The sequence below is a fragment of the Bacillus sp. FSL M8-0277 genome (assembly GCF_037975305.1).
Classification (GTDB): domain Bacteria; phylum Bacillota; class Bacilli; order Bacillales; family Bacillaceae; genus Bacillus; species Bacillus pumilus.
In genome coordinates, this window is the sequence record NZ_CP150255.1 from 355,554 (window position 1) to 382,382 (window position 26,829).

The 26,829-nt window shown below is 42.4% G+C and carries 25 protein-coding genes; 16 read left to right on the forward strand and 9 right to left on the reverse strand.

What is annotated here, in order from left to right:
- Positions 1 to 50 precede the first annotated feature (50 nt).
- From MKZ05_RS01930 to MKZ05_RS01940, 3 genes are all read left to right on the forward strand, one after another.
- Positions 51 to 998 (forward strand): dihydrodipicolinate synthase family protein, encoded by a 948-nt coding sequence (locus MKZ05_RS01930; RefSeq protein ID WP_003213849.1) that lies wholly within the window; start codon positions 51 to 53, stop codon positions 996 to 998.
- A gap of 77 nt (positions 999 to 1,075) precedes the next feature.
- Positions 1,076 to 2,083: a LacI family DNA-binding transcriptional regulator gene (locus MKZ05_RS01935; protein WP_339161132.1), complete on the forward strand. Its 1,008-nt coding sequence runs from the start codon at positions 1,076 to 1,078 to the stop codon at positions 2,081 to 2,083.
- A gap of 120 nt (positions 2,084 to 2,203) precedes the next feature.
- Positions 2,204 to 3,577, forward strand: coding sequence for an MFS transporter (locus MKZ05_RS01940; protein WP_003214203.1), 1,374 nt, complete (start codon positions 2,204 to 2,206; stop codon positions 3,575 to 3,577).
- 247 nt (positions 3,578 to 3,824) lie between these two features.
- Here MKZ05_RS01940 and MKZ05_RS01945 read toward each other — a convergent pair whose 3' ends face one another.
- Complete coding sequence (locus MKZ05_RS01945) at positions 3,825 to 4,598, reverse strand: class I SAM-dependent methyltransferase (protein ID WP_003214198.1); 774 nt, start codon at positions 4,596 to 4,598, stop codon at positions 3,825 to 3,827.
- 116 nt (positions 4,599 to 4,714) lie between these two features.
- Here MKZ05_RS01945 and MKZ05_RS01950 point away from each other — a divergent pair, with 116 nt between their 5' ends.
- Positions 4,715 to 5,611, forward strand: a complete 897-nt coding sequence (locus tag MKZ05_RS01950) for a LysR substrate-binding domain-containing protein (protein WP_268459585.1) — start codon at positions 4,715 to 4,717, stop codon at positions 5,609 to 5,611.
- 45 nt (positions 5,612 to 5,656) lie between these two features.
- On the opposite strand, the gene MKZ05_RS01955 is transcribed toward MKZ05_RS01950, so the two are convergent.
- On the reverse strand, positions 5,657 to 6,442 hold the full coding sequence (locus MKZ05_RS01955) for a carbon-nitrogen family hydrolase (RefSeq protein WP_212046228.1): 786 nt from the start codon (positions 6,440 to 6,442) through the stop codon (positions 5,657 to 5,659).
- A gap of 242 nt (positions 6,443 to 6,684) precedes the next feature.
- Between MKZ05_RS01955 and MKZ05_RS01960 the strand changes: the two genes are divergently transcribed.
- Positions 6,685 to 7,641, forward strand: a complete 957-nt coding sequence (locus MKZ05_RS01960) for an acetylxylan esterase (RefSeq protein WP_050943250.1) — start codon at positions 6,685 to 6,687, stop codon at positions 7,639 to 7,641.
- Positions 7,642 to 7,675: 34 nt separating this feature from the next.
- On the opposite strand, the gene MKZ05_RS01965 is transcribed toward MKZ05_RS01960, so the two are convergent.
- A complete protein-coding gene (locus MKZ05_RS01965; protein WP_003213913.1) occupies positions 7,676 to 7,990 on the reverse strand; it encodes a hypothetical protein in 315 nt (104 codons plus the stop codon).
- 60 nt (positions 7,991 to 8,050) lie between these two features.
- Between MKZ05_RS01965 and MKZ05_RS01970 the strand changes: the two genes are divergently transcribed.
- The 5 genes from MKZ05_RS01970 (at position 8,051) to MKZ05_RS01990 (ending at position 14,273) form a co-directional block, all read left to right on the forward strand.
- A complete protein-coding gene (locus MKZ05_RS01970) occupies positions 8,051 to 8,854 on the forward strand; it encodes a nucleotidyltransferase domain-containing protein (RefSeq protein WP_339161136.1) in 804 nt (267 codons plus the stop codon).
- Positions 8,855 to 9,014: 160 nt separating this feature from the next.
- Positions 9,015 to 9,932: a proline dehydrogenase gene (locus tag MKZ05_RS01975; RefSeq protein WP_050943247.1), complete on the forward strand. Its 918-nt coding sequence runs from the start codon at positions 9,015 to 9,017 to the stop codon at positions 9,930 to 9,932.
- Between the two features lie 23 nt (positions 9,933 to 9,955).
- Positions 9,956 to 11,503: an L-glutamate gamma-semialdehyde dehydrogenase gene (pruA, locus tag MKZ05_RS01980; protein ID WP_339161138.1), complete on the forward strand. Its 1,548-nt coding sequence runs from the start codon at positions 9,956 to 9,958 to the stop codon at positions 11,501 to 11,503.
- A 125-nt stretch (positions 11,504 to 11,628) separates the two neighbouring features.
- Positions 11,629 to 12,861, forward strand: coding sequence for a helix-turn-helix domain-containing protein (locus MKZ05_RS01985; RefSeq protein WP_339161139.1), 1,233 nt, complete (start codon positions 11,629 to 11,631; stop codon positions 12,859 to 12,861).
- Positions 12,862 to 12,974: 113 nt separating this feature from the next.
- Positions 12,975 to 14,273: an arsenic transporter gene (locus MKZ05_RS01990; RefSeq protein WP_065098769.1), complete on the forward strand. Its 1,299-nt coding sequence runs from the start codon at positions 12,975 to 12,977 to the stop codon at positions 14,271 to 14,273.
- A 46-nt stretch (positions 14,274 to 14,319) separates the two neighbouring features.
- Here MKZ05_RS01990 and MKZ05_RS01995 read toward each other — a convergent pair whose 3' ends face one another.
- Positions 14,320 to 14,997, reverse strand: coding sequence for an amino acid ABC transporter permease (locus MKZ05_RS01995; RefSeq protein WP_003214368.1), 678 nt, complete (start codon positions 14,995 to 14,997; stop codon positions 14,320 to 14,322).
- Positions 14,998 to 15,009: 12 nt separating this feature from the next.
- Positions 15,010 to 15,882 (reverse strand): transporter substrate-binding domain-containing protein, encoded by an 873-nt coding sequence (locus tag MKZ05_RS02000; protein WP_050943239.1) that lies wholly within the window; start codon positions 15,880 to 15,882, stop codon positions 15,010 to 15,012.
- A gap of 179 nt (positions 15,883 to 16,061) precedes the next feature.
- Between MKZ05_RS02000 and MKZ05_RS02005 the strand changes: the two genes are divergently transcribed.
- On the forward strand, positions 16,062 to 16,391 hold the full coding sequence (locus MKZ05_RS02005; protein WP_050943461.1) for a YckD family protein: 330 nt from the start codon (positions 16,062 to 16,064) through the stop codon (positions 16,389 to 16,391).
- A 49-nt stretch (positions 16,392 to 16,440) separates the two neighbouring features.
- Here MKZ05_RS02005 and MKZ05_RS02010 read toward each other — a convergent pair whose 3' ends face one another.
- Positions 16,441 to 17,205, reverse strand: a complete 765-nt coding sequence (locus tag MKZ05_RS02010) for an MBL fold metallo-hydrolase (protein WP_310427488.1) — start codon at positions 17,203 to 17,205, stop codon at positions 16,441 to 16,443.
- Between the two features lie 115 nt (positions 17,206 to 17,320).
- On the opposite strand from MKZ05_RS02010, the gene MKZ05_RS02015 reads away from it, so the two are divergent.
- Complete coding sequence (locus MKZ05_RS02015) at positions 17,321 to 17,737, forward strand: winged helix-turn-helix transcriptional regulator (RefSeq protein WP_003214483.1); 417 nt, start codon at positions 17,321 to 17,323, stop codon at positions 17,735 to 17,737.
- Between the two features lie 29 nt (positions 17,738 to 17,766).
- Positions 17,767 to 18,573, forward strand: coding sequence for an AAC(3) family N-acetyltransferase (locus MKZ05_RS02020; RefSeq protein ID WP_339161142.1), 807 nt, complete (start codon positions 17,767 to 17,769; stop codon positions 18,571 to 18,573).
- A gap of 1 nt (position 18,574) precedes the next feature.
- On the opposite strand, the gene MKZ05_RS02025 is transcribed toward MKZ05_RS02020, so the two are convergent.
- From MKZ05_RS02025 to MKZ05_RS02035, 3 genes are all read right to left on the reverse strand, one after another.
- Positions 18,575 to 18,961 (reverse strand): competence protein ComJ, encoded by a 387-nt coding sequence (locus MKZ05_RS02025; RefSeq protein ID WP_284905732.1) that lies wholly within the window; start codon positions 18,959 to 18,961, stop codon positions 18,575 to 18,577.
- Between the two features lie 120 nt (positions 18,962 to 19,081).
- Positions 19,082 to 20,779 carry a methyl-accepting chemotaxis protein gene (locus tag MKZ05_RS02030; protein WP_339161145.1) on the reverse strand — a complete coding sequence of 566 codons (1,698 nt, stop codon included), beginning with the start codon at positions 20,777 to 20,779 and terminating at the stop codon, positions 19,082 to 19,084.
- Positions 20,780 to 20,905: 126 nt separating this feature from the next.
- Positions 20,906 to 21,334 carry a NucA/NucB deoxyribonuclease domain-containing protein gene (locus tag MKZ05_RS02035; protein ID WP_003214307.1) on the reverse strand — a complete coding sequence of 143 codons (429 nt, stop codon included), beginning with the start codon at positions 21,332 to 21,334 and terminating at the stop codon, positions 20,906 to 20,908.
- Between the two features lie 367 nt (positions 21,335 to 21,701).
- Here MKZ05_RS02035 and MKZ05_RS02040 point away from each other — a divergent pair, with 367 nt between their 5' ends.
- From MKZ05_RS02040 to MKZ05_RS02050, 3 genes are read left to right on the forward strand one after another with little or no spacing between them, the layout of a single operon-like run.
- Complete coding sequence (locus MKZ05_RS02040; RefSeq protein WP_339161147.1) at positions 21,702 to 23,771, forward strand: hydantoinase/oxoprolinase family protein; 2,070 nt, start codon at positions 21,702 to 21,704, stop codon at positions 23,769 to 23,771.
- On the forward strand, positions 23,761 to 25,746 hold the full coding sequence (locus tag MKZ05_RS02045; protein ID WP_339161148.1) for a hydantoinase B/oxoprolinase family protein: 1,986 nt from the start codon (positions 23,761 to 23,763) through the stop codon (positions 25,744 to 25,746). The genes MKZ05_RS02040 and MKZ05_RS02045 overlap by 11 nt, the downstream gene beginning before the upstream one ends.
- Complete coding sequence (locus tag MKZ05_RS02050) at positions 25,743 to 26,828, forward strand: ABC transporter substrate-binding protein (RefSeq protein WP_003214282.1); 1,086 nt, start codon at positions 25,743 to 25,745, stop codon at positions 26,826 to 26,828. Before MKZ05_RS02045 ends, MKZ05_RS02050 begins: the two co-directional genes overlap by 4 nt.
- Position 26,829: the final 1 nt, after the last annotated feature.

The following is a 26,829-nucleotide window of genomic DNA, read 5'->3' on the forward strand; positions in this document are numbered from 1 at the left end:
TAAACGCTTACCGTAAACGTTTACTATAACGAATGGGGAGGAATTTGTTTATGAAAAATAAAGAAAAATGGAGCGGTGTATTCCCGGCTGTCTTAATTCCTTTTAAAGATGACTATTCAATTGATGAACCTGCTTTTCGTAAGCTTGTCCGATGGGTGGCGGATCACAAAGGGATTAACGGGATTGTTGTCAATGGACATACTGGCGAGATTATGACTTTACTGCCACATGAACGAGCTGAGGCAGTGCGCATTGCAGCCGACGAATTAAAAGGGGAAGTACCTGTCATTTCTGGGGTTTCTGCTGAAGGGACAATTGAAGCAATCCAGCATGCAAAAGCCGTTGAAGAAGCTGGTGGTGAAGGTATACTTCTCATGCCGCCACATTCATGGCTAAGATTCGGTATGCAGCCTGAGTCACCTGTCCAATTCTTTAAAGATGTTGCAGAAGCGATTGATATTTCAATCATCGTTCATCAATATCCAACATGGACAAAAACCTCATATACAACCAGTCAATTACTAGAAATGTCGGAAATTGAGAATGTTGTTTCGTTTAAAATTGGTCAAAGAGACATGGCACAATACGAGGTCGATGTACGGGCATTGAAAAAACATGCACCAGATGTATCGTTACTCACATGTCATGATGAATATTTATTGCCAACATTGGTTCAAGGCATTGATGGAGCACTTGTAGGTTTCGGCTGTTTCGTGCCAGATTTGATCGCTGAACTTGTGAAATGTGTGGAAGAAAAAGACCTTGTAGCGGCTAATAAAGTTTACGATAGAATCTTTGAATTAAAGCATGCTGTGTATAAAATGGATGAACCTTCATCTACTTCTCATCTGCGCATGAAGGAAGCGATGTATCAGCGAGGTTTGATCAGTAGCTCGCTTGCTAGGAAGCCGGTATTACCTTTAACTGATGAGGAAAAAGAAGAAATTCGCCAGGGCCTTCAAAGTGTTGGTTTGCTTAAGGAAAACGTCGGTAGATAACAGACCATTGATTTCATGATGAAGGTGAGTCAGGTTATAATAGTGTATAAAACAACAGACTCCCGGAGGTATGAAATGTGTCAGTAAGTATTAAAGATGTCGCATTGAAAGCTGGAGTGTCTATCGCCTCTGTTTCCAGAGTATTAAGTGGTAAACCAGGAGTAGGTGCTCAAACGGCTGAAAGAATCAAACAAGTGATTGATGAGTTAGGCTATCGCCCTAATTTAGGAGCTAGAGGGCTCGTTAAAAGAAAGACTGGCAATATAGCTGTCGTGGTTCCGCGTGGTTCATATATTTTGAATAATCCATTTTTTTCGACGATTTTAGATGGTATTGCGAAGGAATTAGATGAAACTGAATTCAATATGTTGATGTCATTTACATCTATACAGCAGCAGCGATTACTTGAAACACAGGCTGTAGATGGTGCCATTTTATTTTCTCCAAGAAATGAAGAATTGAGTATGGATTGGTTAAAAAGTTTAGCTATTCCCATTATTGTTGTTGGAAGTTACTTAAAGGACTCTCCTTTCCCATGTGTCAGGCCAGATGATGAACAAGGTGTGTGTCAATCCGTAACGGCCTTATTTGAGAAAGGTCATCGAACCATTGGGCTGGTCAATGGTCCAATGAGTTCGATGCATAGTGTGAGGTACTACAAGGGATATGAGCGCACACTTAAAAATTTAGGGTTAACAATGAACAAAGAACTTGTGTTTGAGCTAGATGAATTTGATGGGGGAAAAGTAGTAGAAGTGGTTTCTCAATTTCTCCAAGGAAACCAGCACATGACTGGAGTTGTTTGCTCTTCAGATTTTTTGGCGATGGGGGTCATGAAAGCTGCAGATCACGCAAATGTGTCCATACCTCATGACTTGTCAGTCGTTGGTGCCGATGATGTGCCCATTGCAAGTTTTCTAACCCCTTCTTTATCTTCAGTTCATGTAGATTTAGTTGGAATGGGGAGAAAAGCTGTTTCTTTATTAACACAGGTATTAGAAGGAGAACAGTTAGAGGCGATGGAACATATCTTCCCTATGTACTATATAGATCGGGGCACCACGGGAACGCCAAAAAAGAAATGATAGATGCTGAAAACTCGTATGAACGCTCTAGAATGTCTCTTGATTTAAAATGTAAGCGATTTCTTTAGCGCTCTTCGGCATGTACTTTTGCATCATTTCCTCTAATAAGGAGGAGATATCATGACGTTAGAAGTCAGCGGAAATTCAAATTCTCATGATGGGCAAGTTGTTGATAGAGCTTCACAACTATTGACGAGAATGGAAAGTGTACCTTTTTCTAGATGGCATTTAAAGCCTCGTATCATTATGGGATCTGCCACCTTTTTTGATGCTTTTGATGCTCTGTCTTTAGCGTTTGTTCTCCCAGTTCTCATCGGCATGTGGAGTTTATCACCTGCTCAAATTGGTCTTCTTATTGGGTCTGGTTATATAGGACAAGCGATTGGTGCCATTTTCTTTGGATGGTTAGCAGAAAGGCGTGGCCGTGTTTTTAGTGCAAAGTGGACTATACTCCTCATGTCCGTCATGAGTATTGCATGTGTGTTTTCAGGTAATTTTATGGCACTGTTTATTTTTCGTTTTATACAAGGAATTGGGGTAGGAGGAGAGGTGCCGGTAGCAGCCTCATATATCAATGAGCTATCCCGGGCTCAAGGGAGAGGCAGATTTTTTATGCTTTATGAGATGATTTTTCCTTTAGGGTTAATGATCTCAGCTCAAATCGGCGCATTTGTTGTACCTAGCTTTGGGTGGAAGTGGATGTTTTTAATTGGAGGCATTGGAGGTCTAATCGTCTTTGTATTCTTTTTTATGTTACGTGAATCTCCAAGATGGCTTATTTCGAAAGGCAGATTAGATGAGGCCGAAAGAATTATTGAAGAAATTGAAGCTAGTACTGACAAACGAATGCCTGTAAAACAAGTATATAATAGTACTGAAAAGGGCGATTGGAAAGAGCTTTTTTCAACTTTTTACCGTAAAAGAACATTGATCGTATGGGGACTATGGTTTTCTGCCTACTTTGTATCGAATGGTTTAAATAACTGGTTACCAAGTCTTTATAATACGGTTTACAATTTGCCAGTTGGAGATTCATTAAGGGCAGCCTCTCTCACAAATATTTTACAGACCATAGGTGTATTCGCTTGTGCATTTTTAATTGATAAAGTAGGACGAAAGCGCTGGGCAACCATTGCATTTATCGTAACAGGTGCTTTATTAACGGCTTTATGGATCAGCGGAGCGAGTTCTCCAGAAAGTGTGATCTATTTAGGGTCCGCTGCTTACGGAATGATGGGGACAATTACAGTTCTTCTCTATTTATATACACCTGAAATTTATCCAACACGTATGAGGGTGATTGGAACGGCATTTGCTACTGCTTGGCTTAGGCTGGCCTCAGCGATTGCTCCTATTATGATAGGCTTTATTTTAGAGGTGAGCGGTGTTTCAACTATTTTTATTCTTTTCGCAAGTGTGACTGTAGTGGGAGCAATTCTTGCTTTTAAAATGATCGAAACGCGTGAGAAAGTATTAGAGGATATTGCACCGTGATTGACGCACGCAGTGAAGAACTTATTCCAAAGAGGGTAGGTTCTTTTTTTATTCAGAGGATCTACGTACAATTTTTAAAATGCCTAACCTATCTCCGTTCTTTTATCTTATAATAGAAACACGATGTAGCACTCCTTGTTGTGAGGAGGGACGTGTCACAAACATGAAAAGCAATACCTGTGAGACAGTGAAGATGTATATTCGAAATAAAAAAGTCTACCGACGAAGGTAGACTTTTTCTATCAGTTTAATTCTTGATTCCTTGAATGAGTGCAGCTTTTAAGCAGAAGGAAATAGGCTGCTGCTGTGCATCGAATTGAAGCTGAAATAGCTGCTTTGTATCAGGGTCTGCGGCTTGAAGATGGGAAACGATCTCCTGTTGGACATTTTCTGGTGTGCGTCCACGTGTGATCCAGTCCTGATAATCAATTTGCAGATCCCAGTAACGAACCTCTTTTTGAGTCAGTTTGTTGGCAGCGAAAAGCTCTTCCCATTCTGATAATGAGCTTTCTCGCACATGAGAAGGATCTCTAAGTCTATTTAAGTGATTAATGAATGAATCCTGTGCCGCATTCTCAGGTGCATAATGGTCGACGAGCAGAAATGCGCCGCCTTTTTTTAAGACCCGGCTGATTTCGGACATGGCTGCGGGAAGGTTTGGAAAGTGGTGAGCGGCAAACCGGCACGTCACGATATCAAATGATTCATCAGCGAATGGCAATGCTTCTGCGGCTGCCCGTTCAAAAGTAATATGTTCCAGCTGGCGTTCTTTTGCAAGTGCTGCTGCAACCTCGATCATTTTTTGCGTGACATCAATGCCGATCCCTTTAGAAATAATGTCTGAAAAGGAAAAAACGGTATGCCCTGCTCCGCAGCCGATATCAAGTAAATGCTCATGACCCTTCGCATTTGCTGTCGCTTTCATCCATTCCAGCTCTTCTCCGGCTGAAAATATAGGTGAATCTCGATAGTTCTCGGCATTTTGTGAGAATTGGTTTTCAGCTTTAGCATATGGATTCATTTCTTCTCCCCCTTTGTTGTCTCTTTATCGTAAAATTCCTTTTGTTATTTGTCTAAGACATAAAAGATATGACATGAATAGTTAAAACCTATGAGGTGATGTAAGTGGATATACGAATGATGGAATATGTCATGGAAGTGTACCGGCAGAAAAGTTTTACAAAAGCAGCGGACCAGCTTCACATTGCACAGCCTTCTTTAAGCCAACAAATAAAGAAACTGGAAGAGGAATTAGACACCCCCCTATTTATTCGAAAGTATGGACAAGTCACACCCACCCCTCAAGGGAGTCGATTCATTAAAAGGGCTGAGAACATTTTGAAGGAAAGAGATGACTTGCTGCGTGAAATGGGAGAAGCTGCTTATGAGGTGGGGAAAGAGCTGAACATTGGAGCGCCAGCAGTCACAGGAGGATATGTCTTGCCCGGTTTATTAAAAACCTTTTGTCAAACGTATCCTCATGTTCACGTTCAGCTAATAGAAGAATCACCTCGTGAGCTAGAAAAACTTCTATTGGCTGGTCAGCTGGATTTGGCTATTTTATCTATGCCTGTCGAGCATGAATCATTGAAAACGAAACAAATGCTGACAGAGCCGCTTCTTCTCGCAGTTCCGCAAACTGCTCAGCCCTGGTTAACAGGTGAATTGAACGAAATCATCAATCAAGCAGATCAGAAAGGGGCTGTTCCGTTTCGCCTTCTGGAAGACGCAGCATTCATTATGCTGAAAGAGGGATACGGCTTTCGGCAAGTGGTCACGGAACTATGTCTTCATCATGGTTTTCAGCCGAAGATTACCTTTGAAACAAGTCATATTCAAACAGCGCAGGCATTGGTCAAAAATGGACTAGGTGTGACAGTTGTGCCGAAAATGGTGGCACAAGAGGACAGGAACGAAGTCACTTATTTGAAAATTGATTCATGCCCAACCCGCACTCTTGTGTTTGCATATGTGGAAGAAAGGTATTTAACGAAAGCAGCTCAAGCCCTAATGGACCTTTATCAAAAAGCTTAAACAAACGTTTAATTAAATGCAAAAAGCAGGGGAGCACCCTGCTTTTTAATAAATATCCAGACGCTGATCTGTCATCACAGGAATCTGCTGTCTCACTTCATCCACTAGCTGAAGGTCAATGTCCGCATAATAAATGTCTTCCTCATGACTTGTTTCAAGCAGAATACGGCCAAGTGGATCAATCACCATGGAGTGTCCAGGGAATTCAGTGTCTCTGCTTGTGCCTGTTCTGTTAACAGCAATCATAAATGACTGATTTTCTATTGCTCTTGCGATGAGCAAGCTGCGCCAATGATCCACTCTTGCTGACGGCCATTGCGCCGTATTGATAAGCACCTTCGCCCCTTTGTTGACAAGTGTTCTGGAAAGCTGCGGAAAGCGAAGGTCGTAGCAGATCATCGCCCCGATCTTCACATCCTCATCATAGTCAAATAAACCAAGCTGATCACCAGCGGTTAAATAGTTGTGCTCATCCATTAAGCGGAACAAATGAATTTTGTCATAATCGACTAAAAGCTCACCTTGGCGGTTAAATCCATACATCGTGTTGGTGATCCTCTCATCTTCTGTACGCTTGTTCAATACACTTCCTGCAATGAGAACGACTTGGTGCTTACGGGCAAAGGAAGAGAAAAGCTGTTTTGTTCGTTCACCGTTTACATCCGCCAGCTGATCGGCTTTTTCAAGAGCGTAACCAGTATTCCACATTTCGGGTAAAATGATCAGATCAGGCTGCTCGCGGATCGCTTCTTCTAAAAATGCTTCTGCTTTTTGAAAGTTCACATCAGGTTCTCCAATTTGTACGTCCATTTGGACAAGGGCGATTTTCATACAGGTTCCTCCTTTATTCGATGATTGCAAATATGAAATCCATGAATGGATCGATTTTGATTTTTTTGACTGAGATGAGAATCTCTAGTTTTCAAGCCAGTTTCTTTATCATAAAGGTTTCAATCTTCTTTGCCAATAGAAATGTCAGAAGGTTTTGTCTTTTGTAGTGAAAATGTCTTTCTTCGTCAAGAAAACAGTGATATGATACACACAACTAATAAAACAAAGGGGGATAGTAGGATATGCAATTGTTTGATTTACCGTTAGATGAGCTAAAAAAGTATAAACCGAAGAAAACAGCACGTCCTGATTTCTCAGACTTTTGGAAGGCGTCGCTTGAAGAACTGAACCAAGTGGAGGCAGAGCCAGCACTTGAACCTTATGATTATCCAGTAAAGGGCGTTAAGGTGTACCGCCTGACGTTTCAAAGCTTTGGTCAATCTCAAATTGAAGGCTGGTATGCGGTACCAGATCAAACAGGTCCGCATCCAGCACTCGTTCGTTTTCATGGCTATAATGCAAGCTATGACGGCGACATTCATGACATCGTCAATTGGGCACTGCATGGCTATGCGACATTTGGCATGCTCGTCCGCGGTCAAGGCGGCAGTGAAGATAAGACAGTGACACCAGCAGGGCAGTCTCTGGGATGGATGACAAAAGGTATTTTATCGAAAGAGACCTACTATTATCGTGGTGTTTATTTAGATGCGGTTCGAGCGCTCGACGTGATTCAGTCCTTCCCAGAAGTGGATGAACACCGAATCGGCGTGGTGGGCGGCAGCCAGGGTGGTGCACTAGCGGTTGCAGCTGCAGCACTTTCAGACATTCCGAAGGTCGTCGTGGCAGATTATCCGTACTTATCAAATTTCGAACGTGCGGTAGATGTGGCATTGGAGCAGCCTTATTTAGAAATCAATTCATACTTTCGCAGAAACAGCGACCCAGAAGCGGAAGAAAAGGTATTTGAGACGTTAAGCTATTTTGATTTAATCAATTTAGCCGGATGGGTGAAACAGCCCACATTGATGGCGATCGGTCTGATCGACCAAATCACCCCGCCATCTACTGTGTTTGCGGTATACAACCATTTAGAAACAGATAAAGATTTAAAGGTGTATCGCTACTTTGGACACGAGTACATCCCGGCTTTTCAAACAGAGAAGCTTGCCTTCTTACAAAAGCATTTAACGAATTAAAAGAAAAGAGGCCACTCTCTAGGAGGCCTCTTTTTTAATAGCTCGTATTCTGTCTCGTTTTTTCATCAGGCACTAACGCGGTGATAATGAGAGCAAGGGCAGTGATGATATGAAGAATGAATCCGAGAATCGGAATCCAGGCAAGACAGGATGTGACAATTCCGATGATGCTTCCAATCATTGGTCCCTGGTCTCGCTTCGATAAGACGAGTGTGATAATATGCAGAATAAGCATGACCATGAGCGGTGTATAGCCATTACTGATAACGAATAGACCTCCGATCACAGGGATGGCAAGGCAGGCTTCAAAAATCCCAGTGATCCATTTCATAATGCGAGATATAGACATTAGATCCAACTCCTTTTTCATATATGTCTTATTCGTATTTTCCCAAAACGTGAAGAAGTCATGCAGAATTCTATAGAAAGAGTTGATGGACGCTTGAGAGAGAGAATTAAGGAAGAGCTGAAAATCATTGAAAAAACGTATGACGTAAAGATTTGCCTTGCCGTCGAATCAGGCAGCAGGGCATGGGGATTTCCCTCGACCGATAGTGATTATGATGTTCGTTTTTTATATGTTCCCCGGAAAGAATGGTATTGGGTGATGGAAGAGCATCGTGATGTCATTGAACGGCCGATTGATGACATGCTTGATATCAGCGGCTGGGAGCTTAGAAAGGCACTGCGCCTATTCAATAAATCAAATCCGTCCATTATGGAATGGCTGTCTTCTGATATCATCTATGCTGAATCTTTCTCTTTGGCAAAGCAGCTAAGAGAATTAAAAGATCGAGCGTTTTACCCTGCGGCTTTGATGTATCATTACCTCAATATGGCGAAGCGGAATGAGAGTCGGCATTTACGAGGAGAGCAGGTGCGAATCAAGAAGTATTTCTATGTGCTTCGTCCGCTGCTTGCCTGTCAGTGGATTGAGCGTTACCGGACAGTTCCACCAATGGACTTTCATGAATTGCTCAAAGAGCTAGTGGAGGAAGGCCCGCTTTTAGCAGAAATTCACGAACTGCTCAAACGTAAAATGGACGGAGAAGAAATGGATGTAGAGAACCGTCTCGCTCATGTCCACCCATTTATTGATAAAGAGCTGGCGCGTTTTGATGAATTGGTGAAAAGCTACAATCAACCGAAAGATAATCTGATGCAAGAATTAAATGAGCTGCTGCAGTCTACCCTTGATGAGGTGTGGGCGTAGGAGGGAAGAGCCAGCCGGATAGCGGCAGGCTCTTTTTTATCTCTTATTGTGATAAAACCACAAAAAAAGTCAGAATTTTTGTCATCTTCAAATATTGTAGCGGACAGCTTATGAGCCTTACAATAAAGACATAGCTTACAAAGAGTGGGAGGTGCCCTTTATGGAGTCGGTCACAAGAAATTTCTTCTTGTTTTTGTCAAAAAGCAGTCTCTTGAACCATATTGCTCGTAATTGGGGAAGTGCTGTTGCATCTAAGAAAATCATCGGTGGGAAAGATTTTGAGAGCGCTATCTCTGTCATTAAACGATTAAATGATCAAGGAATGGCTGTAACAGTCGATCACCTTGGTGAGTTTGTCACAAAGGCAGAGATTGCAAATGAGCGGACGGATGAGTGTATTCAAACCATTCAGCGGATTGCAGAGGCCAAGCTCAATTCCCACGTGTCACTCAAAATGACATCACTCGGCCTGGATATTGACGATGACCTTGTGTATCGCAATATGAAACGTATTTTAGATACGGCAGAAAAACACCGTATCATGGTGACAATCGATATGGAGGATGAACAGCGCTGTCAAAAAACGCTGGACATTTTTAAAGAGATGAAATCTCAATATGAGTATGTTAGTACGGTCCTGCAGGCGTATTTGTACAGAACAGAAAAGGATCTTGATGACCTCAATGAGCTGCAACCATTTTTACGACTTGTAAAGGGTGCCTATAAGGAATCCGCCGAAGTGGCGTATCCGAACAAAAAAGACGTTGATCAGAATTACAAGAAACTGATCGAAAAGCAATTACTTACAGGGAACTATACAGCCATTGCGACACATGACGATCAAATGATCGAGTTCACGAAAAATATTGTAAAAAAACACAATATACCGACAAGTCAGTTCGAATTTCAAATGCTGTATGGCATGAGATCAGAAACGCAGCAGTCACTTGTGAAGGAAGGCTATCAAATGAGGGTCTATACCCCGTATGGACGAGAGTGGTATGGCTACTACATGAGACGTCTTGCAGAACGGCCGGCAAACATTGCCTTTGCTTTAAAAGGAATGACGAAAAAATAATTTGAAACGGGAGCGTGACAAAGATGACAACACCTTACAAACATGAACCATTCACGGATTTTAGCCAGGAAGAAAACCGTAAAGCGTTTGAACAAGCATTAGCAAAGGTAACAGAATCACTGGGTCAAACCTATCCGCTCGTGATTAATGGCGAAAGAATCGAAACGAAAGACCAAATTGTCTCGATCAATCCAGCGAAAAAGGGTGAAGTTGTTGGAACCGTATCAAAGGCCGGGAAAGAAGAGGCAGAACAAGCGGTTCAGGCTGCGGCCAAAGCATTTGAAACTTGGCGCTATACGTCTCCAGAAGAAAGAGCCAGCGTCATATTCCGTGCTGCGGCAAGCATTCGCCGTAAAAAGCATGAGTATTCAGCCCTTCTTGTCAAAGAAGCAGGTAAGCCTTGGAACGAGGCGGACGCAGATACAGCAGAAGCGATCGACTTCCTTGAATATTATGCTCGTCAAATGCTGGAGCTGGCGAAAGGCAAACCAGTGAACAGCCGCGAAGGGGAACACAATCAATACGTATACACACCAACTGGCGTGACGCTCGTCATTCCGCCGTGGAACTTCTTGTTTGCCATTATGGCAGGAACAACAGTAGCACCAATCGTTACAGGGAACACAGTTGTCTTAAAACCTGCAAGTGCAACTCCTGTCATTGCGGCACGTTTTGTGGAAGAGCTTGAGCAAGCAGGTCTTCCAAAGGGTGTGGTGAACTTTGTACCAGGAAGCGGAGCTGAAGTTGGAGATTACTTAGTCGATCACCCGAAAACAAGCCTGATTACATTCACTGGCTCAAGAGAAGTAGGGACACGTATCTTTGAACGTGCGGCAAAAGTACAGCCAGGTCAGCAGCATTTAAAGCGTGTCATTGCTGAAATGGGTGGTAAGGATACAGTGGTTGTAGATGAGGATGCAGACGTCGAATTAGCGGCTAATGCCATTTTCACATCAGCCTTCGGTTTTTCAGGTCAGAAATGTTCAGCTGGATCTCGGGCAGTCGTCCACGTGAAGCTGTATGACCAAGTGATCAAGCGAGTGAAGGAAATCACAGAAACGAAAACAACAGCGAACCCTCTTTCTGCGGATGTCTACATGGGACCTGTCATTGATCAAGCGTCCTTTGACAAGATCACGGATTATATCGAGGTTGGCAAACAGGAAGGCCGCTTAGTCACTGGCGGAACGAGTGATGATTCAGAAGGATATTTCATTCACCCAACCATTTTTGCAGATCTTGAGCCAACATCTCGCTTGATGCAAGAAGAAATCTTTGGACCTGTCTTGGCCTTCTCGAAAGTATCTAGCTTTGATGAGGCACTTGAAGTAGCCAACAACACGGAATATGGTTTGACAGGTGCTGTCATTACCAATAATCGTGATCACATCAACCGTGCGAAGCAGGAGTTCCACGTAGGAAACCTCTACTTTAACCGTAACTGCACAGGAGCCATCGTGGGATACCACCCATTCGGCGGATTCAAAATGTCAGGAACCGATTCAAAAGCAGGCGGTCCAGATTACCTAGCTCTACACATGCAGGCAAAAACGATTAGTGAAATGTTTTAAGTTGGAAAAGCATGAACCTGTGCACACGGGTTCATGCTTTTTTTGCTTGTCTACGACTTGTTTCTATGCAAATCTGTCCGGAAAGAAGTATGATAAATGTATTACTTAATCAGGGAGCAATCGGGATGGAAGAGATATTAGAAAAGCTTCATACATTTTTTGATGTCGATAAGTTAATTGCATTTATTAGCGGGTATTTAAAAAAACCAGTCATTTTAGAAAGCACAGAGTGTCAGCTCCTTGCTTATAATTCTTACAGCATTCAGCAGTTTGACCCAGTCAATCAGCAAACGATTTTCTCAAAGGAATGTCCGGGGTCTGTAGTCGATTGGTTAAAGAAAACAGGGGTCATCGAGCGGCTTCACAAGGAGTCAAAGCCTTTTTATGTGAGCGGTCATGACGAGCTCGGGTTTAATCGGCGGGTGGCTGTGAGCGCCAAGCATAAACAAGAGGTTGTAGGCTTTATTTGGGTGCAGGACATTGAGGATTCCCTCTCTCAGGAGGAGCTGCAATTTTTGCATGAAGCTTCCTTTCAAGTGGGAAAAGTGATTTATAAGAATAAGAAACAGCTGGAGAAAAAGGAAGGCAAGATTGAAGAATTTTTCAAAAAGGTCATGGATGATCATTTTTATACAGAAGAAGAACTGAAGTGGGAGGCTGAGAATTTAAGCATCCCGCTGCCAGCGGTATTTACTGTCATGGTCGTACACGCTGCCGATAACAAAAGTGAGACGGCAGAAGATGTAAAGGACGTCATTCGGACGTATTTGCAGCTAGAAGACAAGGTGAATCACGTATACTCCGTTCAAGCCGACATTGTCGTGATATTGGGCAGCTTGTCAGACCGGCACTCACCGAAAGCGACTGCGGCTGACGTCATCGCTCACCTGCAATCGAAAGCGCATGCCCATCCTTTTCCATTGTATATTGGAATGGGAAGAGAATATCGAGATGTCATGAAAATGAGCACAAGTCGATTTGAAGCGATAGAGGTCGTGAAGGCTGTGAAAATTGTGGGGGGACAAGAGCTGATTCCATATGATTACGAGAATCTGGGGGTTTTCCGGTTCTTAGACTCAATTTACAGTCATCAAAAAAAGAAAAATGACTTCAATCCAGATTTATTACGTTTGAAAGAAAAAGACCGTGACAGCCAAACCTCATTTTTAAAAACGCTTGAAGTCTACTTATTGAATAACTGCAAGCTAAAGCCAGCCGCGGAGCAGTTGTTTATTCATCAAAATACATTAAATTATCGAATGAAACAAATCTTTGATATGACCTCAATCGATTTAAGTCACTTCAGCCAGCGATGTGAGTTATTTATTGAATTAATGCTGATGAAAAAAGATCAATAGTCATCGAATCCGCAGGTGCCCGGGATCACCTGCGGGTTTTCATGTGAAAATGGCATACAACGGCTGTGTTTCGTTGTATGATAGATAAGGATTTTATGAAAGGGGGGCCACCTTTGGGAGCAGTCACCTTGGCCATTTTGATTTTCATCCTGACCCTCGTCCTTGTCATTTGGCAGCCAGGACGTTTAACCATTGGATGGTCAGCATGTGGAGGCGCCATTCTTGCACTTGCCTTTGGTGTCGTTCATCTGGGCGATGTGTGGGAAGTGACGCAGATAGTATGGAACGCAACATTTGCGTTTATTGGCATCATTATTATTTCGTTAATTTTAGATGAAATTGGGTTTTTCGAATGGGCTGCACTGCATATGGCAAAAGCCGCAAAAGGGAACGGTGTCCGCATGTTTATTTATTTAACATTGCTCGGCGCTGTCGTGGCTGCTTTTTTTGCGAATGATGGAGCGGCACTGATTTTGACCCCGATCGTCTTGTCTGTAGTGAGAGCGTTAAAGCTGGATGAGCGGATGATCCTGCCTTTTGTGATGGCGAGCGGCTTTATTGCAGATACAACCTCCTTGCCATTTGTTATTAGTAACTTGGTCAATATCGTATCAGCCGACTATTTTCATATTGGGTTTCTAGAATATACAGCAAACATGTTCGTGCCAAACCTTGTGTCGCTTGGAGCAAGCATGCTAGTGCTTTATGTGTTTTACCGAAAGCTTATCCCAAAAACATACGATGTATCACAGGCGAAGGAACCGGCATCAGCAATCCGGGATATCCGCATGTTCCGCTTGTCTTGGTATGTACTTGGCTGTCTGCTTGTCGGTTATTTTGCAGGGGAACTCATTGGGGTTCCGGTCTCCATCATTGTGGGCGGTATTGCCCTTGTCTTCTTGTGGCTGGCGAGAAGAAGTCCGCAAGTGGCGACAAAACGTGTCGTAAAAGAAGCACCGTGGTCCATTGTCTTTTTCTCAATCGGCATGTATGTCGTCGTATATGGACTGAAGAATGTCGGTCTCACAGAAATATTGGCGGCATGGATCGAACAAGGAGCATCGCATGGCTTGCTTGCGGGAACGATGTTTATGGGCGTGCTTGCCGCAGTGCTGTCCTCTGTCATGAACAATCTGCCTACCGTATTGATTGATGCGATAGCAATCGGTCATACAGATACAGCAGGCGTCATGAGAGACGGACTGATTTATGCCAATGTCATCGGCTCCAACCTTGGTCCGAAAATGACCCCTATCGGCTCATTGGCGACATTGCTGTGGCTTCATGTTCTTAAGAAAAAAGGCGTCCATATCTCTTGGGGTGCATACATGAAAGCCGGAATCATCCTGACCATCCCAACCTTGATCCTTACTTTACTGGGGTTATATGCGTGGTTATGGCTAATACATTAAAGCTGAATCTAAAAAAGAGCAGGTCGATTGGATCTGCTCTTTTTTGTTACAGATATTTTGCATAGTGTTTTTCTAAAAAGTCCTGAAGCAATGAGACTACGCTGCAAATGCCCCAGTAAATGAGGGCGACCAAAATATACATGGTCATATAATCGAATTCGCGCCCACCTACGATCTTTGCTTGCTGGAAAAGCTCGGGTACAGTAATCATCGCAGCCAGTGAGGAGGCTTTGATTAAATCGAGCATGACATTGGTCAATGGTGGCAGTGCGATGCGGACGGATTGAGGCAAAATGACACCGCGCATCGTTTGCCAATAGCTGAGCCCTAGTGATTTGGCAGCTTCCACCTGTCCACTTGGAACAGATGAGAGGGCCGCCCGATTGATTTCTGCAATATAGGCAGCGCTATTGAAGCTGAATCCAATAATGGCAGCAGTGACCGCTGTAAACTCAATGCCGATATAAGGAAATCCAAAATAAAGAATAAACAAAATCACCAGAATGGGCACACCACGCATGAATGAGATATACAGCCGTGCAGGCAGCCAAAGCATCCACGTGTTCGCCATTCTGGCAAGCGCAATAAAAAAGCCAAGAATGGTGCCAAAAAACATGCTCACAAAGGAAATGAGCAGCGTCAGCCAGATGCCTTTCATGACAAATGGAAATGACGCCTTTGCCAGTGCAGGATTAAATATATATTCTAAATGAATATCTCCCACGCTTGCGGCTCCTTATTTAGAAATGTCGACATCTTCGACATCAGCATTTATTTTCTTTGAGACGTCTGCATGATTAAAGAATTTTTCGGAAATCTTTTTCATGGTTCCGTCTTTTTTCATTTCTTTTAAGACACGATTTAATTCTTTTTGAAGCTCTGTGTTGTCTTTCTTCATCACAAAACCTTGTTCGTTTGGCATGTATTTTAAGTCAGGGTGAATCGTAATATTTAATTTCGGGAATGCAGCTAGAGCTAGTGTCTGCAAGTAATAATCATTTAGAATGACATCTGTACGACCGTTAGCGACATCCTTTAAGTATTGCTCGTTTGTCGCATTATCATAAATGACTTCCTTCGCACCGTACTTGCGAGCGACATCCATGTAAATCGTTGTGGCAGCACCAGCTGCTTTCTTTCCTTTTAAATCTTTTAACGTTTTAATGCCAGACAAATCATCTTTTCTTACGATCGCCGTGCCATAAGAATATTTATAAGGAGTTGAAAAGGCGAACTTATCTTTTCTGTCATCTGTGATGTCAATGTCATTTGCAGCGGCATCCACTTGACCAGAATTAATGGCGCTCAGCATGCCATCATAGCCCATTTCTTTAAATTCTACTTTCACATCAAGGCGTTTAAATGCTTCTTTGACCACTTCCACTTCATAACCAGTCAATTGATCCTTGCCATTAGCGGTATCATGATATGACGTTGGATAAAGGGTGCCTGAAGTAGCAACCACGATTTTCCCTTTCTTTTGAATCTCATCCCACTTTGAATCTCCAGACTGAGAAGAGCCTGATTGACTGCAAGCAGACAAGACAAGTATGAAAGCAGACACAACAAGCATTACCCAGATCGATTTTCTATGATAAAAACGACTCATTTAAGAATCCTCCTCTATTTTTTATACAAAACAAAACATAGCACGCTTTTTCTGTTAGGACAACGTTTTCAGAAGAAAAGCGAAAAAGTAAGAATATTATGTGCAATTTGTGTGATGGAATATGTATAAAAAAGGAAAGTGTGCACAAAATAAATGCGAATAAAGGAGGGAATAAAATGATGAAAAGAATAAGTGGATTGATCATATTATCGATGATGCTGTTGTCTGGTTTTTATATGGAAACAGCTCATGGAGAAACACCCCAAATGGAAAAGCGTCCAGTAACGCATCAAGTAAAACTAACGACAGAACAACAAAAACAAATTGAAACGCTTGAGCAGCAAATTCTTTCTAAACGAAAAGAAGTGATTGAGAAGTACGTCCAATATGGTGTGTTAACAAAGGAACAAGGTACACATATTACGAAACGGATGGATGAGCATTACAATCATTTGAAAAACAACGGATTTGTGCCATTGCTGAAAAAACCACAGCACCATCGACCATAAGGATGAAACCGGCAGCGAGGTGCCGGTTTTTTATTGTTTATCAATCTATTCAAAAGGAGAGACTTTCACCATCTTTAGGGACAAAAATGGCTTGTGCTGCTTGATGATCCTGAATGTAAGCTTGTAAAGAGGCTCTTGTTAGTAAGCAATGATTCACTGCCTCAAGGTGAGTAGCGACAATTTGTGCAGTTGGGTGAGAACGGTGAACGTCTAAAATGTCTTCCTTCGTCATCGTAATCGGATCGCCTTCTAAAAATTGAGCAGCTCCGCTATTGACCACAATGACATCTGGTTTGCAAGTATTGATAACCTCCTTCGGCTCATCACACCAAATGGTATCACCTGCAATGTAAAGGGTAGGTTCATCAGGGTGAGAGAAAATAAAACCGCTGACCTGTCCCATCCGCTTTGCAATTTCTCCTGTCCCATGCTGTCCACCTGTCCGCTGAATATGAACACCATAAATGTCTATTTCATCTTCAATGCATGTGACATGCTGGAAACCAGCCTCTTCAACTTCTTTTTTGTCATTATCCGATTGCGTATAAATGGGTTGGTCTTGGTCTAATTTTTGTTTCGCCTCGTCATCAAAGTGATCCACGTGCAAATGAGTGAGTAAGACAGCATCTGGGTGTAGCATGTTGTCTATGTCAATGTTTACAGGCAAATCAACAATCGGATTGTTCAAATGTTGATTGGCTGTATGAGGAAACGGTGGATATGTTCCTTTTGCTGCTAAAAAGGGATCAATGAAGAAAGTTGCCTGACCATATTCAAGGTAGAAAGTAGCATTCCGAATGAGTGTGATTTTCATGAAAAGGCCTCCTTTTTTTCTGCTTAAGTTTACAGTATATTAAAAGAGTTCCATGTGACAGAGGGTAATGAAAGTCTTTCATCAGAAGGACTTGATTTTTGAAAGAGGTGAGCCAATGTTAGACCAAACCGATTTGGATATATTAAAAGAGCTCTCAAAAAACAGCCGATTAACTATGAAAGCGCTAGGTGAAAAAGTTCATTTAACGGGTCAAGCTGTTGCAAATCGTGTGTTAAAGCTTGAAGAAGAGGGTGTGATTGAAGCATATACCATTTCGATTGACTGGCGGACGCAAAAGACCATTCAAACATTTATGCAGCTCTATACCCGCAGTCATCATCACGAACCGCTTCTGTCCTTTCTCGACCGACAGGAAGAGATCAAGAATTTATTTAAAATAAGTGGTGAGGGCTGTTATATGGCTGAAGGTCATTTCTCCAGTCATGATGAACTGGATCTGTTTTTAACGGAGCTGACAAATTACGCAAATTATAAACTGTCTATTGCGGTTAAGCGTCTCATTCAGCAGTAAGAAAAGAGACGCAGGAGGATAAGGAAACGATGAAAAAATTAATCGAAAATCAAGCTGAACCGGTGACAAAGGAAAAAATCAAAGCAGACTTGGTTCAACTTGGTGTGAAAAAAGGCATGATTTTATGTGTTCACTCATCTTTATCATCTATTGGATGGGTAAACGGAGGCGCTGTTGCCCTCATACAAGCATTGATGGAAACCTTAACAGAAGAGGGGACACTAATCATGCCGGCACAAACGTTAGAGCTTTCTGAGCCCGCTGATTGGATCGATCCGCCTGTTCCTTTTTCATGGTGGAAATCGATCAAAGACACGATGCCTGCATTTGATCCAGCTTACTCGATGCCAACAGCAATGGGAAAGGTAGCAGAAACGTTTTGGAAATACCCGGGCGTGGCGAGAAGCAATCATCCTCATTTTTCATTCACGGCTTGGGGGAAAAAGAAACATGAGCTTCTGAAACACCACGCACTTTCTTTTGGATTAGGAGAACATTCGCCTCTAGCCCGCATGTATGAGCTTCAGGCTCAGGTGCTGCTGATTGGTACGTCTTTTGAAAGTCTGACAGCTTTCCATCTGGCTGAATATCGCATCCCTCAGCAAGACCTCATGACAAGAGGAGCTCCCATCTTAGAAAATGGATGGAGGGTATGGAAAGAATACCAAGATATTATCACAAGAGAAGAACTATTTGAGCAGATCGGCCGTGACTTTCTTCTATCAGGAGGCACTCATCATCACGGTCAAATCGGGCTTGCCAGTTCATATTTATTACCGGTGAGAGAATCAGTAGACTTTGCGGAAAAGTGGCTTGATTTGTACGATCAGTCGTGACCTACACCGTTTGGAAATTCATATGATAAAGGTCTTGATCAGCCTGCTGAGAAGTATAGCAGGTGAGCTGATAGTCTCCCTTTGGAATAGGGAAAGACAGCACCTGAGCCATGACGCTTGTGATATAAACTTGATCGTTTGCATGCGTAAAAGGCACTGTGACCGTTCTATCAGCCGAAGCTGGGGGCATATTGCTATTTAAAGTTACGGTAACAGATGCTTTTCCGTTGTTGACCCCTTCAAAGGATACACCGTGATCTCCTATGGCGAATCCTTGAAGAATGTCATCATCTGACCAGTCAATCACAGGTGGTGTTTTGCTTCCGGTGTATACGGTGATTTGGTGATAGGAGATAGATAGGGAATAGGCTTGGTTTAAGTTATTCATTTAAAAAACTCCTTTATACATAGATTTTCGTTGGAATGTGAATGGTTGAAAGAGTGATTCTTGAAGAGAATGTTAGGCAGCAAGACGATTGTCGCCGTCTTGCGCTTCTATATGAGGAATCTAGATGTGAAATTGTGAAACCATTGCTTTTAAATCTCCTGCTAAATGGGCAAGAGCTTCTGATGAAGCAGTTACTTCTTCCATTGCGGCAAATTGTTCTTCTGTTAAACCAGCTACTTGTTGTGAATGTTCACTTGTTAGTTTAACCCCTTCTGTAATAGTGGCAAAGGATCGTTTCGCATCGTTTGTATAAGCTACGATTTTTTGTGATGCACTAGATAAATGCTTGATACCATCTGCCATTTCTCTCATTGACTGCTGAATATCAATAAATGATTCTTCTGTATGAGAAATAAGTACAGTCCCTTGAGCCGCTTCCTCTCTTACTCGTTTGATCGCATTAGTTGAATGAGTCATCTCTTTTTGGATTTCAGAAATGAGATGGGAAATCATATTTGATGATGCTTGAGACTCTTCAGCGAGCTTTCTTACTTCGTCTGCGACAACTGCAAATCCTTTCCCATGCTCGCCTGCTCGTGCTGCTTCAATTGCTGCGTTAAGGGCAAGCAGGTTGGTCTGGTTAGCGATGTCTGTAATAACATGGGAAATATGATCAATTTCAGCCGAACGTGTTTCTAATGCTTGAATGGCTGTCCCATTTTCCTCTATTGATTTTGCAATAGATGTCATTTGTGAGTTTACTTCCCCAATATTCTGTACACCTTTTAGGGCGATTTCTTGTGCAAATTGACTTCTTGAAGCCATTTGCCCCGCATTTTCCGTGATGTTTGCCAACTCGTTAGATACTTGAATCATCGTGTGCTCACTTGTTGTCATTTGAGCTGACTGTTCTTCTGATGATTGAGCAACTTCCTGAATACTATGGGTGATTTTTTCGGATGCTGCACTTGTTTCTTCTGCACTAGCTGACAGCTGTTCAGATGAAGTTGCCACTAATTCAGACGTGTTCATCACATTAAGAATGGTGTGATTTAGTTTTTCCCGCATTTTATTGAAATGATCAGCCAGATCAGACAGTTCGTCGCCTGCTGTATCTGTCACATTGATGGTTAAATTTCCTTCACCTGCACTTTTAATGGCAGAAGCCATACGCTTGAGACGGGTTTGAATCCGCTTTGTGAAAATAGAAATAATGATCACAGCAACGATTAGGCTTAACAACAGAACTATGAAAAATTGAATGTAGAATGACTGAAGCATTTGTGAAATCATGCTTTGGTTGGCGCCAGTATAAAAAATACCGATCGTTTCGCCTGCATCATTTTTGATCGGCATATAAGCCGTTTGATAGTCTTTCCCTGCAACATTTGCTGTGCCGTAATAGTTTTCACCTTTATCTAATACAGTGGCCTTCACTTCTGGTGAAACTTGTGTACCGACAGCTCGTTTTCCGTTTAACATGACATTTGTTGCGACACGGGTATTTCCTTGGAAAATTGTGACGGTATCATCGGTGTATTCTGCTAAATGGTCGACCAATGTATCATGATCATTGATTTGGGTATTCCCTTTGTAAAGCTTTCCATCTTTTATCTGCCACGAGCCTGCTACTTTTTCATCTAGGTAGGCATAGCCTAGCTTTAAATCACCTTTTGCTTTTTCAGTGGCCATGTGCTTGATGTTTTCTGTCATTTCGCGATTCACCACATAACCAACAATTGCTGAAAAGATGATGATGACACTTAAAAAGATCAGCAAAATTTTGGCACCAAGCCTCAGTTTTCCCTTTTTCTTCATGCTTTTTGACTCCTTTAGGTATAAGGTAGGATAAACCTCCTTAAGGATTATCGGCATGAAAAAAATGTTTGAAATACCTGAATGCAGTTACGAGGAAATTTTTTTAGATAGAAAAGGGAAATGGCGTTAATCGATGATAAATTGTATTCTTGTGCCGTCAGGATCATCCGATAATTGATGACCGACCCATGAGCCGGCTCCTCTATTATCTGAAGGACTAATATATTTGACTGAAGCTCCTGTTCCTCCTTCCTTACACATCGCCATCGGCCATTCGTCCCGATCATACCCGCGCTTTGTTGGGATGCCATGAAGTGATTGTTCTCTTTGTTCATCGCTATGTTTACGGTCAATCGTGCATACGGATGAATGCCCTTCATCAATTGCCTCTTCTATGTGCTTCGCGGTTTCAGGGTAACGTTCTGATGGGAAGTGAATGGTCTTGTCATAAGATGAATTCGTCGTCTCTTGTTTACTTTGCTCCAGCTGAATATAGCCTGTTGCTACACCAACGACGATCAGTAAAAGCAAGAGAATGATTTTAAGAAGTTTCATAGATGATAGCTCTCTTTCTTGTTTGCGTATTTTGTAAACAGAAGTATAGCAGAATTACTTACCAATTTCTCCTGGTTTTGAAAAAACGCCTTTTAAAGTTCGAAAAACGGTTTTTATCCGTTTTCTTGCTTTTCACATTTGTAAAAATTCATAAAAATTTTAATTTTTCAGTTCATAAAAAGATTATGCTTTATCAAAATGGCTTTATCACTGCTTTTTGGGCTAATTTCAAGAATTTAACACACAGAAATTTTAAAAAAATAAAATTGACTAGACCGATATGCTTTAATAATATGGAGTCAAATATCAAATAATGTCGTAATTTATCAAAATATCGTTCTATTTACATTGTAGGAGGGAAGTACAAATGGCGGATGTCTCTTATCGGCTTGGCATAGACATAGGCGGAACATTTACTGACTTATCGCTGATGAATGAAGCAACAGGGGCGCTAACTGAACTCAAAACACCCACAGTGACTGACGACCCAGCTCAGGGAATTATCAATGGGCTAAAACATCTAAAAGACAGAGGTGTTGATTTAGCTAAAATCCAATATCTCGTACATGGCATGACAATCGGTCTTAATACATTATTGCAGAGAAAAGGAGCAGATTTGGCCCTTTTTGTGACGGAAGGCTTTCAAGACATATTGTCACTACAGCGTTTACGATTACCCATTCCTTATGACTTCAATTCTCGTTTGCCAGAACCATTGATACCACGAAAGCATGTATATCCAATCTCTGAAAGGTTGATACACGATGGTACGATCAAAAAACCTCTCCATCTGCAGCAATTAGATCAGGCTGTCCAGCAGGTCATGTCTAAAGGGCTAGCAGGTATTGTCATTTCTTTTTTACATAGCTATCAAAATCCAGTTCATGAATTACAGGCAAAAGCCTATATCAAACACCATTATCCGCAATTAGAAGTCCTTACTTCATCTGAATTATGGCCCCAAATGAGAGAATACGAGCGTACTGTGATGTCTGTTGTCAATTTGTATATCCAACCAAAGGTGAAACAGTATTTACAAACATTGAAAAGCCGGTTGAAAGAAGAAGGTGTACCAATTTCTCCATACATTACACAATCAAATGGTGGTTTAATGGATGCAGAAAGTGCAGCAACTTCACCTGTTAAAACACTTTTTTCTGGTCCGGCAGCTGGTGTCATTGGTGCGGCAAGAATTGCAGCCGCTGCAAATGAATCCAATCTGATCACGTTTGATGTGGGAGGGACGAGTGCAGATATCTCCATTATTCAAAATGGACAGCCTACAATGGCTCAGTCAAATCAGCTTTCAGGTTTTCCGATCATTCTTCCATCTGTTGCGATGTATTCAATAGGGGCAGGCGGGGGTTCTGTTGCATGGATTGATCAGGGAGGGCTTCTCAAAGCAGGACCAGAATCAGTTGGCTCACAGCCGGGACCAGCTTCGTATGGAAAGGGAATGAAAGCCGCCTTAACTGACGCGTTCCTCATATGTGGTTATCTCAATCAAGAGCGTTTTGCCGGAGGACATTTACAACTACAGCTGTCCGCGGCGGAAAAGGCCTTTCAGCCAATTGCTGACCAGCTCAACAAAACGGTAGAAGAAGCGGCTGACCAGCTGATTCAAGTAGCTGTCGCCAATATGTACACAGAATTAAGCAATGTCATGGAGCAGCAAGGGTTTGACCCAAGAGATTTTAGTTTACTAGCGTTTGGCGGAGCAGGACCGGTTGTAGCGAATTTCCTTGCGCGAGAAATTCATGCGAAAAACGTGGTCGTTCCTCCAAGTCCAGGAACATTATGTGCATTAGGTGCCCTGAACGCTGACTTTATTCATGATGCGGTACTGTCGAAGAAAATATGTTTACAAGACTACTCGATAGATCAACTAAAAAAAGATTATGAGATGCTTTCTCGAAAAGCGACTGATTGGTTCAGTCAGCAGAACATTCAGCATATTAAACAGACATCCATACTATTATTGGCAGATGCACGTTATCAAGGACAAGCCTTTGAGATTGAATTACCTTTATCAGCTGAATGGCTGAAGCAAGAACAAGATATCCATCAACTCATTGAAGCCTTTCACAAACTACATCAGCGTCAATATGGTCATAGAGATGATCAGGCGAACATCGAGTTTACTCATTTACGAGTTCGAGTCATAGGCGAGACGCCGCCGCTGCCTTTCACAACTGTTCATGAAAGCAGCGGACAATCTTTGAAGCCACATGAATTTAGGCGAATCTTTATGGAAGAAAAAGAATATGAAGCAGCTATTTATTACAGAGATACTTTGTCAGTAGGCTCTGTCATTAATGGACCTGCCATCATTGAGCAGGATGATACGACAACATTGATTCTGCCAAATTGGGCAGGCAGCATTGATCAATCAGGGAACTTGGTGATTTCAAGGGAGGCGGCTTTACATGAGAACTGATCCAGCAAAGCTTGAGATGATGCGTAGTTATTTTAATGCAATTGCATCTGGCATGGGACATGTCATTGAGCGGACGTCTTTTACGACTTTCGTCAAAGAATCAGCTGACTTTGCGACAGCGTTAGCCACGCCTTCTGGAGATTTCTTTGTTTATCCGAAGACAGTGGGTGTCACGATCTTTTTAGGGCTGAGTCTTAAAAAAGCGATTGAAGAGAGCGGACCGATGCAGCCAGGAGATATTATCATCACAAATGACCCTTATACGACAGATGGTTTAGCAACTCACCTGCCAGATGTCCATATCATTAAGCCGATTTTCGTAGATGGTGAAATTGTCAGCTATGCTTGGTCTTTTGTTCATGTAAGTGATGTGGGCGGACTTGTGCCCTCAAGTATTTCACCGACAGCGACAGATGTTCATCAAGAAGGATTAAGAATACCGCCAGTGAAAATTTATGAAGGCGGAAAAGAGAATCAGGTCGTTCGTACTTTTTTAAGAGCCAACAGCCGAGCCAGTCATTTAAATGATGGGGATATCAATGCAATGATTGCTGCAGTAAATACAGCAGAAATTCGGTTAAAAGAAATGATCGGGAAATTTGGAATAAATGAAGTGAAACAAGGAATGATGGACCTCCTGAAACAATCTGAGGTTCGTGCAGGAAAGGTCATTGAAGCCATTCCGGACGGAACGAGTGAATTCGCTGATTATTTAGATGATGATATGATCTCGGATGTGCCGATCCGGTTGAAAATCAAGTTAACGGTGAAAGGAAAGCGGCTGACACTTGATTTTTCTGAGTGTGACCCGCAAGTGAAAACAGCTTTTAACCTTGTCACCAATGGTCAGAAGCATTCCTTCCTATATCAAGGATTGATTAATTACATTATTAGTAAAGATCCCTTTATACCGATTAATGGCGGAATCACATATCCGATTGAAGTGATTTCACCTAAAGGGACGTTAGTGCATCCAGAATACCCGGCTTCTGTTGGTATTCGGCATTCAATTACGATGAGGCTGTACAATGTCGTACTAGGCGCCATTGGTAAGCTGTTACCTGAAGCGGTGCCGGCAGCAGGTGCAGGTCAATCTGCAATTGTTGTTCTCTCCGTTCCTGATAATCAAACAGGTGGCAGGAAAATGTCTGTTGTCGAACCATTAGGCGGAGGCGGCGGTGCTCAAAATGGAACGGATGGAGTAGATGGTATTGATCATTCGTCTGGCTTTTTGAAAAATACACCCATTGAGAGCTTAGAACAGCATATTGATATTCATGTTCACCGATATGAGCTTTTGCCAAACACAGGCGGAGCAGGAGAAAACAGAGGCGGACATGCGATTGGTTTGGAATTCGAAATGATCAAGCCTGAATCCATGGTGACCGCACGAGGGATGGAACGGATGAAGTTTCAGCCTTGGGGGCTAATGGGCGGCCGCGCGGGAGCTATCGGTGAGGTCAAACTAGTCACAACAAAAGGTGAAAAACAAGACCAGCCGAAAATAGATGTTCTACGTCTTGAAAAAGGCGAAATTGTGCAATTGATATCACCAAGTGGAGGCGGCTGGGGAAATCCATTTGCAAGAGAGAAAGAAAAAGTCCTTCATGAAGTGGAAGCAGGTTTATTAAGTGAAGAAAGAGCGCTGCAGCAATATGGCGTTAAAGTGTATCTAGACCAAAATGAATGGAAGATTGATGAGGAGCAAACGAATCTGCTTCGTGAAAAGGGTAATCATCCTGCTAATATCATGTGGGATGTTGGAGAACACAGAGAAGCTTATGAGAAAGTATGGACGGATGAAGCCAGCAGCGAGCTTGCTGTGCGGCTGCGTTCCTACCCAGCCAATGAACGTACACATTATAAACATGCAGTTCATCAATATTTCAGTCATAGAAATGAGCCGTTAACAAAGAAAGATATTATTCAAGCACTTCGTCATATGGATGGACAAAAAGGGGGAAATGAATCATGAAAAGAAGATTAATCACTATTTTTGCAGGTGTTCTATCAATGATTCTACTGCTGACAGCTTGTGGTGGGAATGGACAGGATCAAGGTAAACAGCAGCAGACTGTAATCGTTGGCGTATACGGAGGCGATTGGGAAAAGAATATCAAACCGATCCTCGAAAAGTTTGAAAAAGATACGGGAATTAAAGTCCAAACCGTCTCTGGTGCGGATTCTGAATGGTTTACAAAATTAAAAGCGTCAAATGGTAAAAATCCACCGTATGACCTGCTTATTTTACAGCCTGATACGATTCAAAGAGGCATTGCAGCAAACGTTCTTGCACCTATCGATGAAGATCAAGCACCAAATGTCAAAAAACTTTACCGTTCTGTCCAAAAGAAGCTCACTGTTGATGGAAAACAATATGCAGCAGGCTTTAGTATGGGTCAGCTTGGAATTGCTTATAGAAAAGACCTCGTAAAGCAGGAACCAAACAGCTGGACAGACCTATGGAGCAGTCAGCTAAAAGGGAAGGTAGCGATTTCATCCCCGACTTATTCAGCCGGGCTGCAATTTTTCTCTGCGCTTGTCCATGCTCAAGGGGGGACAGAATCAAATCCTAAGGATATTGATAAAGCCTTTAAAAGCCTTTCGCAATTAAAAGGGCATGTAGCTGCTTTTCCAGACAATCCAGGGTCTATTCAAACCTTGTTAGAACGTGGTGACGTCGCAGCAGTTCCATATTGGGATGGACGAGCATTTGCACTTGAAGAAGAAGGAATGAATATTGGTTTCTCATACCCGAAAGAAGGCGCTGTTGCAGCAGTTGCGAGCTGGGCTTTAACGAAGGGAAGTCAGCATGAAGAAGCGGCTTACAAACTATTAAACTATTTAAGTGGAAAAGAAGCTCAAGAGGCTTTCTCGGCAGTATCTTATTATGGTATGTCGAATTCTGATGTGAAATACGGTGACAAGATTAAGGGGAAGGTCAAGGTTGGAGAGAATTATTATAGCAAGCTGACTTGGGTAGATTACGAAACAGCAACTTCGGAGCTGGGCAATTGGACAAATCGATGGAACGAAGTATTAGGCGGAGGAAAATAGG

What these genes read in the sequence shown, in the direction of transcription:
- MKZ05_RS01930 (WP_003213849.1), top strand. Translation starts at nt 51, where the DNA reads ATGAAAAATAAAGAAAAATGGAGCGGTGTATTCCCGGCTGTCTTAATT.
- MKZ05_RS01940 (WP_003214203.1), top strand. Translation starts at nt 2,204, where the DNA reads ATGACGTTAGAAGTCAGCGGAAATTCAAATTCTCATGATGGGCAAGTT.
- MKZ05_RS01945 (WP_003214198.1), bottom strand. Translation starts at nt 4,598, where the DNA reads ATGAATCCATATGCTAAAGCTGAAAACCAATTCTCACAAAATGCCGAG.
- MKZ05_RS01950 (WP_268459585.1), top strand. Translation starts at nt 4,715, where the DNA reads ATGATGGAATATGTCATGGAAGTGTACCGGCAGAAAAGTTTTACAAAA.
- MKZ05_RS01955 (WP_212046228.1), bottom strand. Translation starts at nt 6,442, where the DNA reads ATGAAAATCGCCCTTGTCCAAATGGACGTACAAATTGGAGAACCTGAT.
- MKZ05_RS01960 (WP_050943250.1), top strand. Translation starts at nt 6,685, where the DNA reads ATGCAATTGTTTGATTTACCGTTAGATGAGCTAAAAAAGTATAAACCG.
- MKZ05_RS01965 (WP_003213913.1), bottom strand. Translation starts at nt 7,990, where the DNA reads ATGTCTATATCTCGCATTATGAAATGGATCACTGGGATTTTTGAAGCC.
- MKZ05_RS01970 (WP_339161136.1), top strand. Translation starts at nt 8,051, where the DNA reads ATGCAGAATTCTATAGAAAGAGTTGATGGACGCTTGAGAGAGAGAATT.
- MKZ05_RS01975 (WP_050943247.1), top strand. Translation starts at nt 9,015, where the DNA reads ATGGAGTCGGTCACAAGAAATTTCTTCTTGTTTTTGTCAAAAAGCAGT.
- pruA (WP_339161138.1), top strand. Translation starts at nt 9,956, where the DNA reads ATGACAACACCTTACAAACATGAACCATTCACGGATTTTAGCCAGGAA.
- MKZ05_RS01985 (WP_339161139.1), top strand. Translation starts at nt 11,629, where the DNA reads ATGGAAGAGATATTAGAAAAGCTTCATACATTTTTTGATGTCGATAAG.
- MKZ05_RS02000 (WP_050943239.1), bottom strand. Translation starts at nt 15,882, where the DNA reads ATGAGTCGTTTTTATCATAGAAAATCGATCTGGGTAATGCTTGTTGTG.
- MKZ05_RS02005 (WP_050943461.1), top strand. Translation starts at nt 16,062, where the DNA reads ATGAAAAGAATAAGTGGATTGATCATATTATCGATGATGCTGTTGTCT.
- MKZ05_RS02010 (WP_310427488.1), bottom strand. Translation starts at nt 17,205, where the DNA reads ATGAAAATCACACTCATTCGGAATGCTACTTTCTACCTTGAATATGGT.
- MKZ05_RS02015 (WP_003214483.1), top strand. Translation starts at nt 17,321, where the DNA reads ATGTTAGACCAAACCGATTTGGATATATTAAAAGAGCTCTCAAAAAAC.
- MKZ05_RS02020 (WP_339161142.1), top strand. Translation starts at nt 17,767, where the DNA reads ATGAAAAAATTAATCGAAAATCAAGCTGAACCGGTGACAAAGGAAAAA.
- MKZ05_RS02025 (WP_284905732.1), bottom strand. Translation starts at nt 18,961, where the DNA reads ATGAATAACTTAAACCAAGCCTATTCCCTATCTATCTCCTATCACCAA.
- MKZ05_RS02030 (WP_339161145.1), bottom strand. Translation starts at nt 20,779, where the DNA reads ATGAAGAAAAAGGGAAAACTGAGGCTTGGTGCCAAAATTTTGCTGATC.
- MKZ05_RS02035 (WP_003214307.1), bottom strand. Translation starts at nt 21,334, where the DNA reads ATGAAACTTCTTAAAATCATTCTCTTGCTTTTACTGATCGTCGTTGGT.
- MKZ05_RS02040 (WP_339161147.1), top strand. Translation starts at nt 21,702, where the DNA reads ATGGCGGATGTCTCTTATCGGCTTGGCATAGACATAGGCGGAACATTT.
- MKZ05_RS02045 (WP_339161148.1), top strand. Translation starts at nt 23,761, where the DNA reads ATGAGAACTGATCCAGCAAAGCTTGAGATGATGCGTAGTTATTTTAAT.
- MKZ05_RS02050 (WP_003214282.1), top strand. Translation starts at nt 25,743, where the DNA reads ATGAAAAGAAGATTAATCACTATTTTTGCAGGTGTTCTATCAATGATT.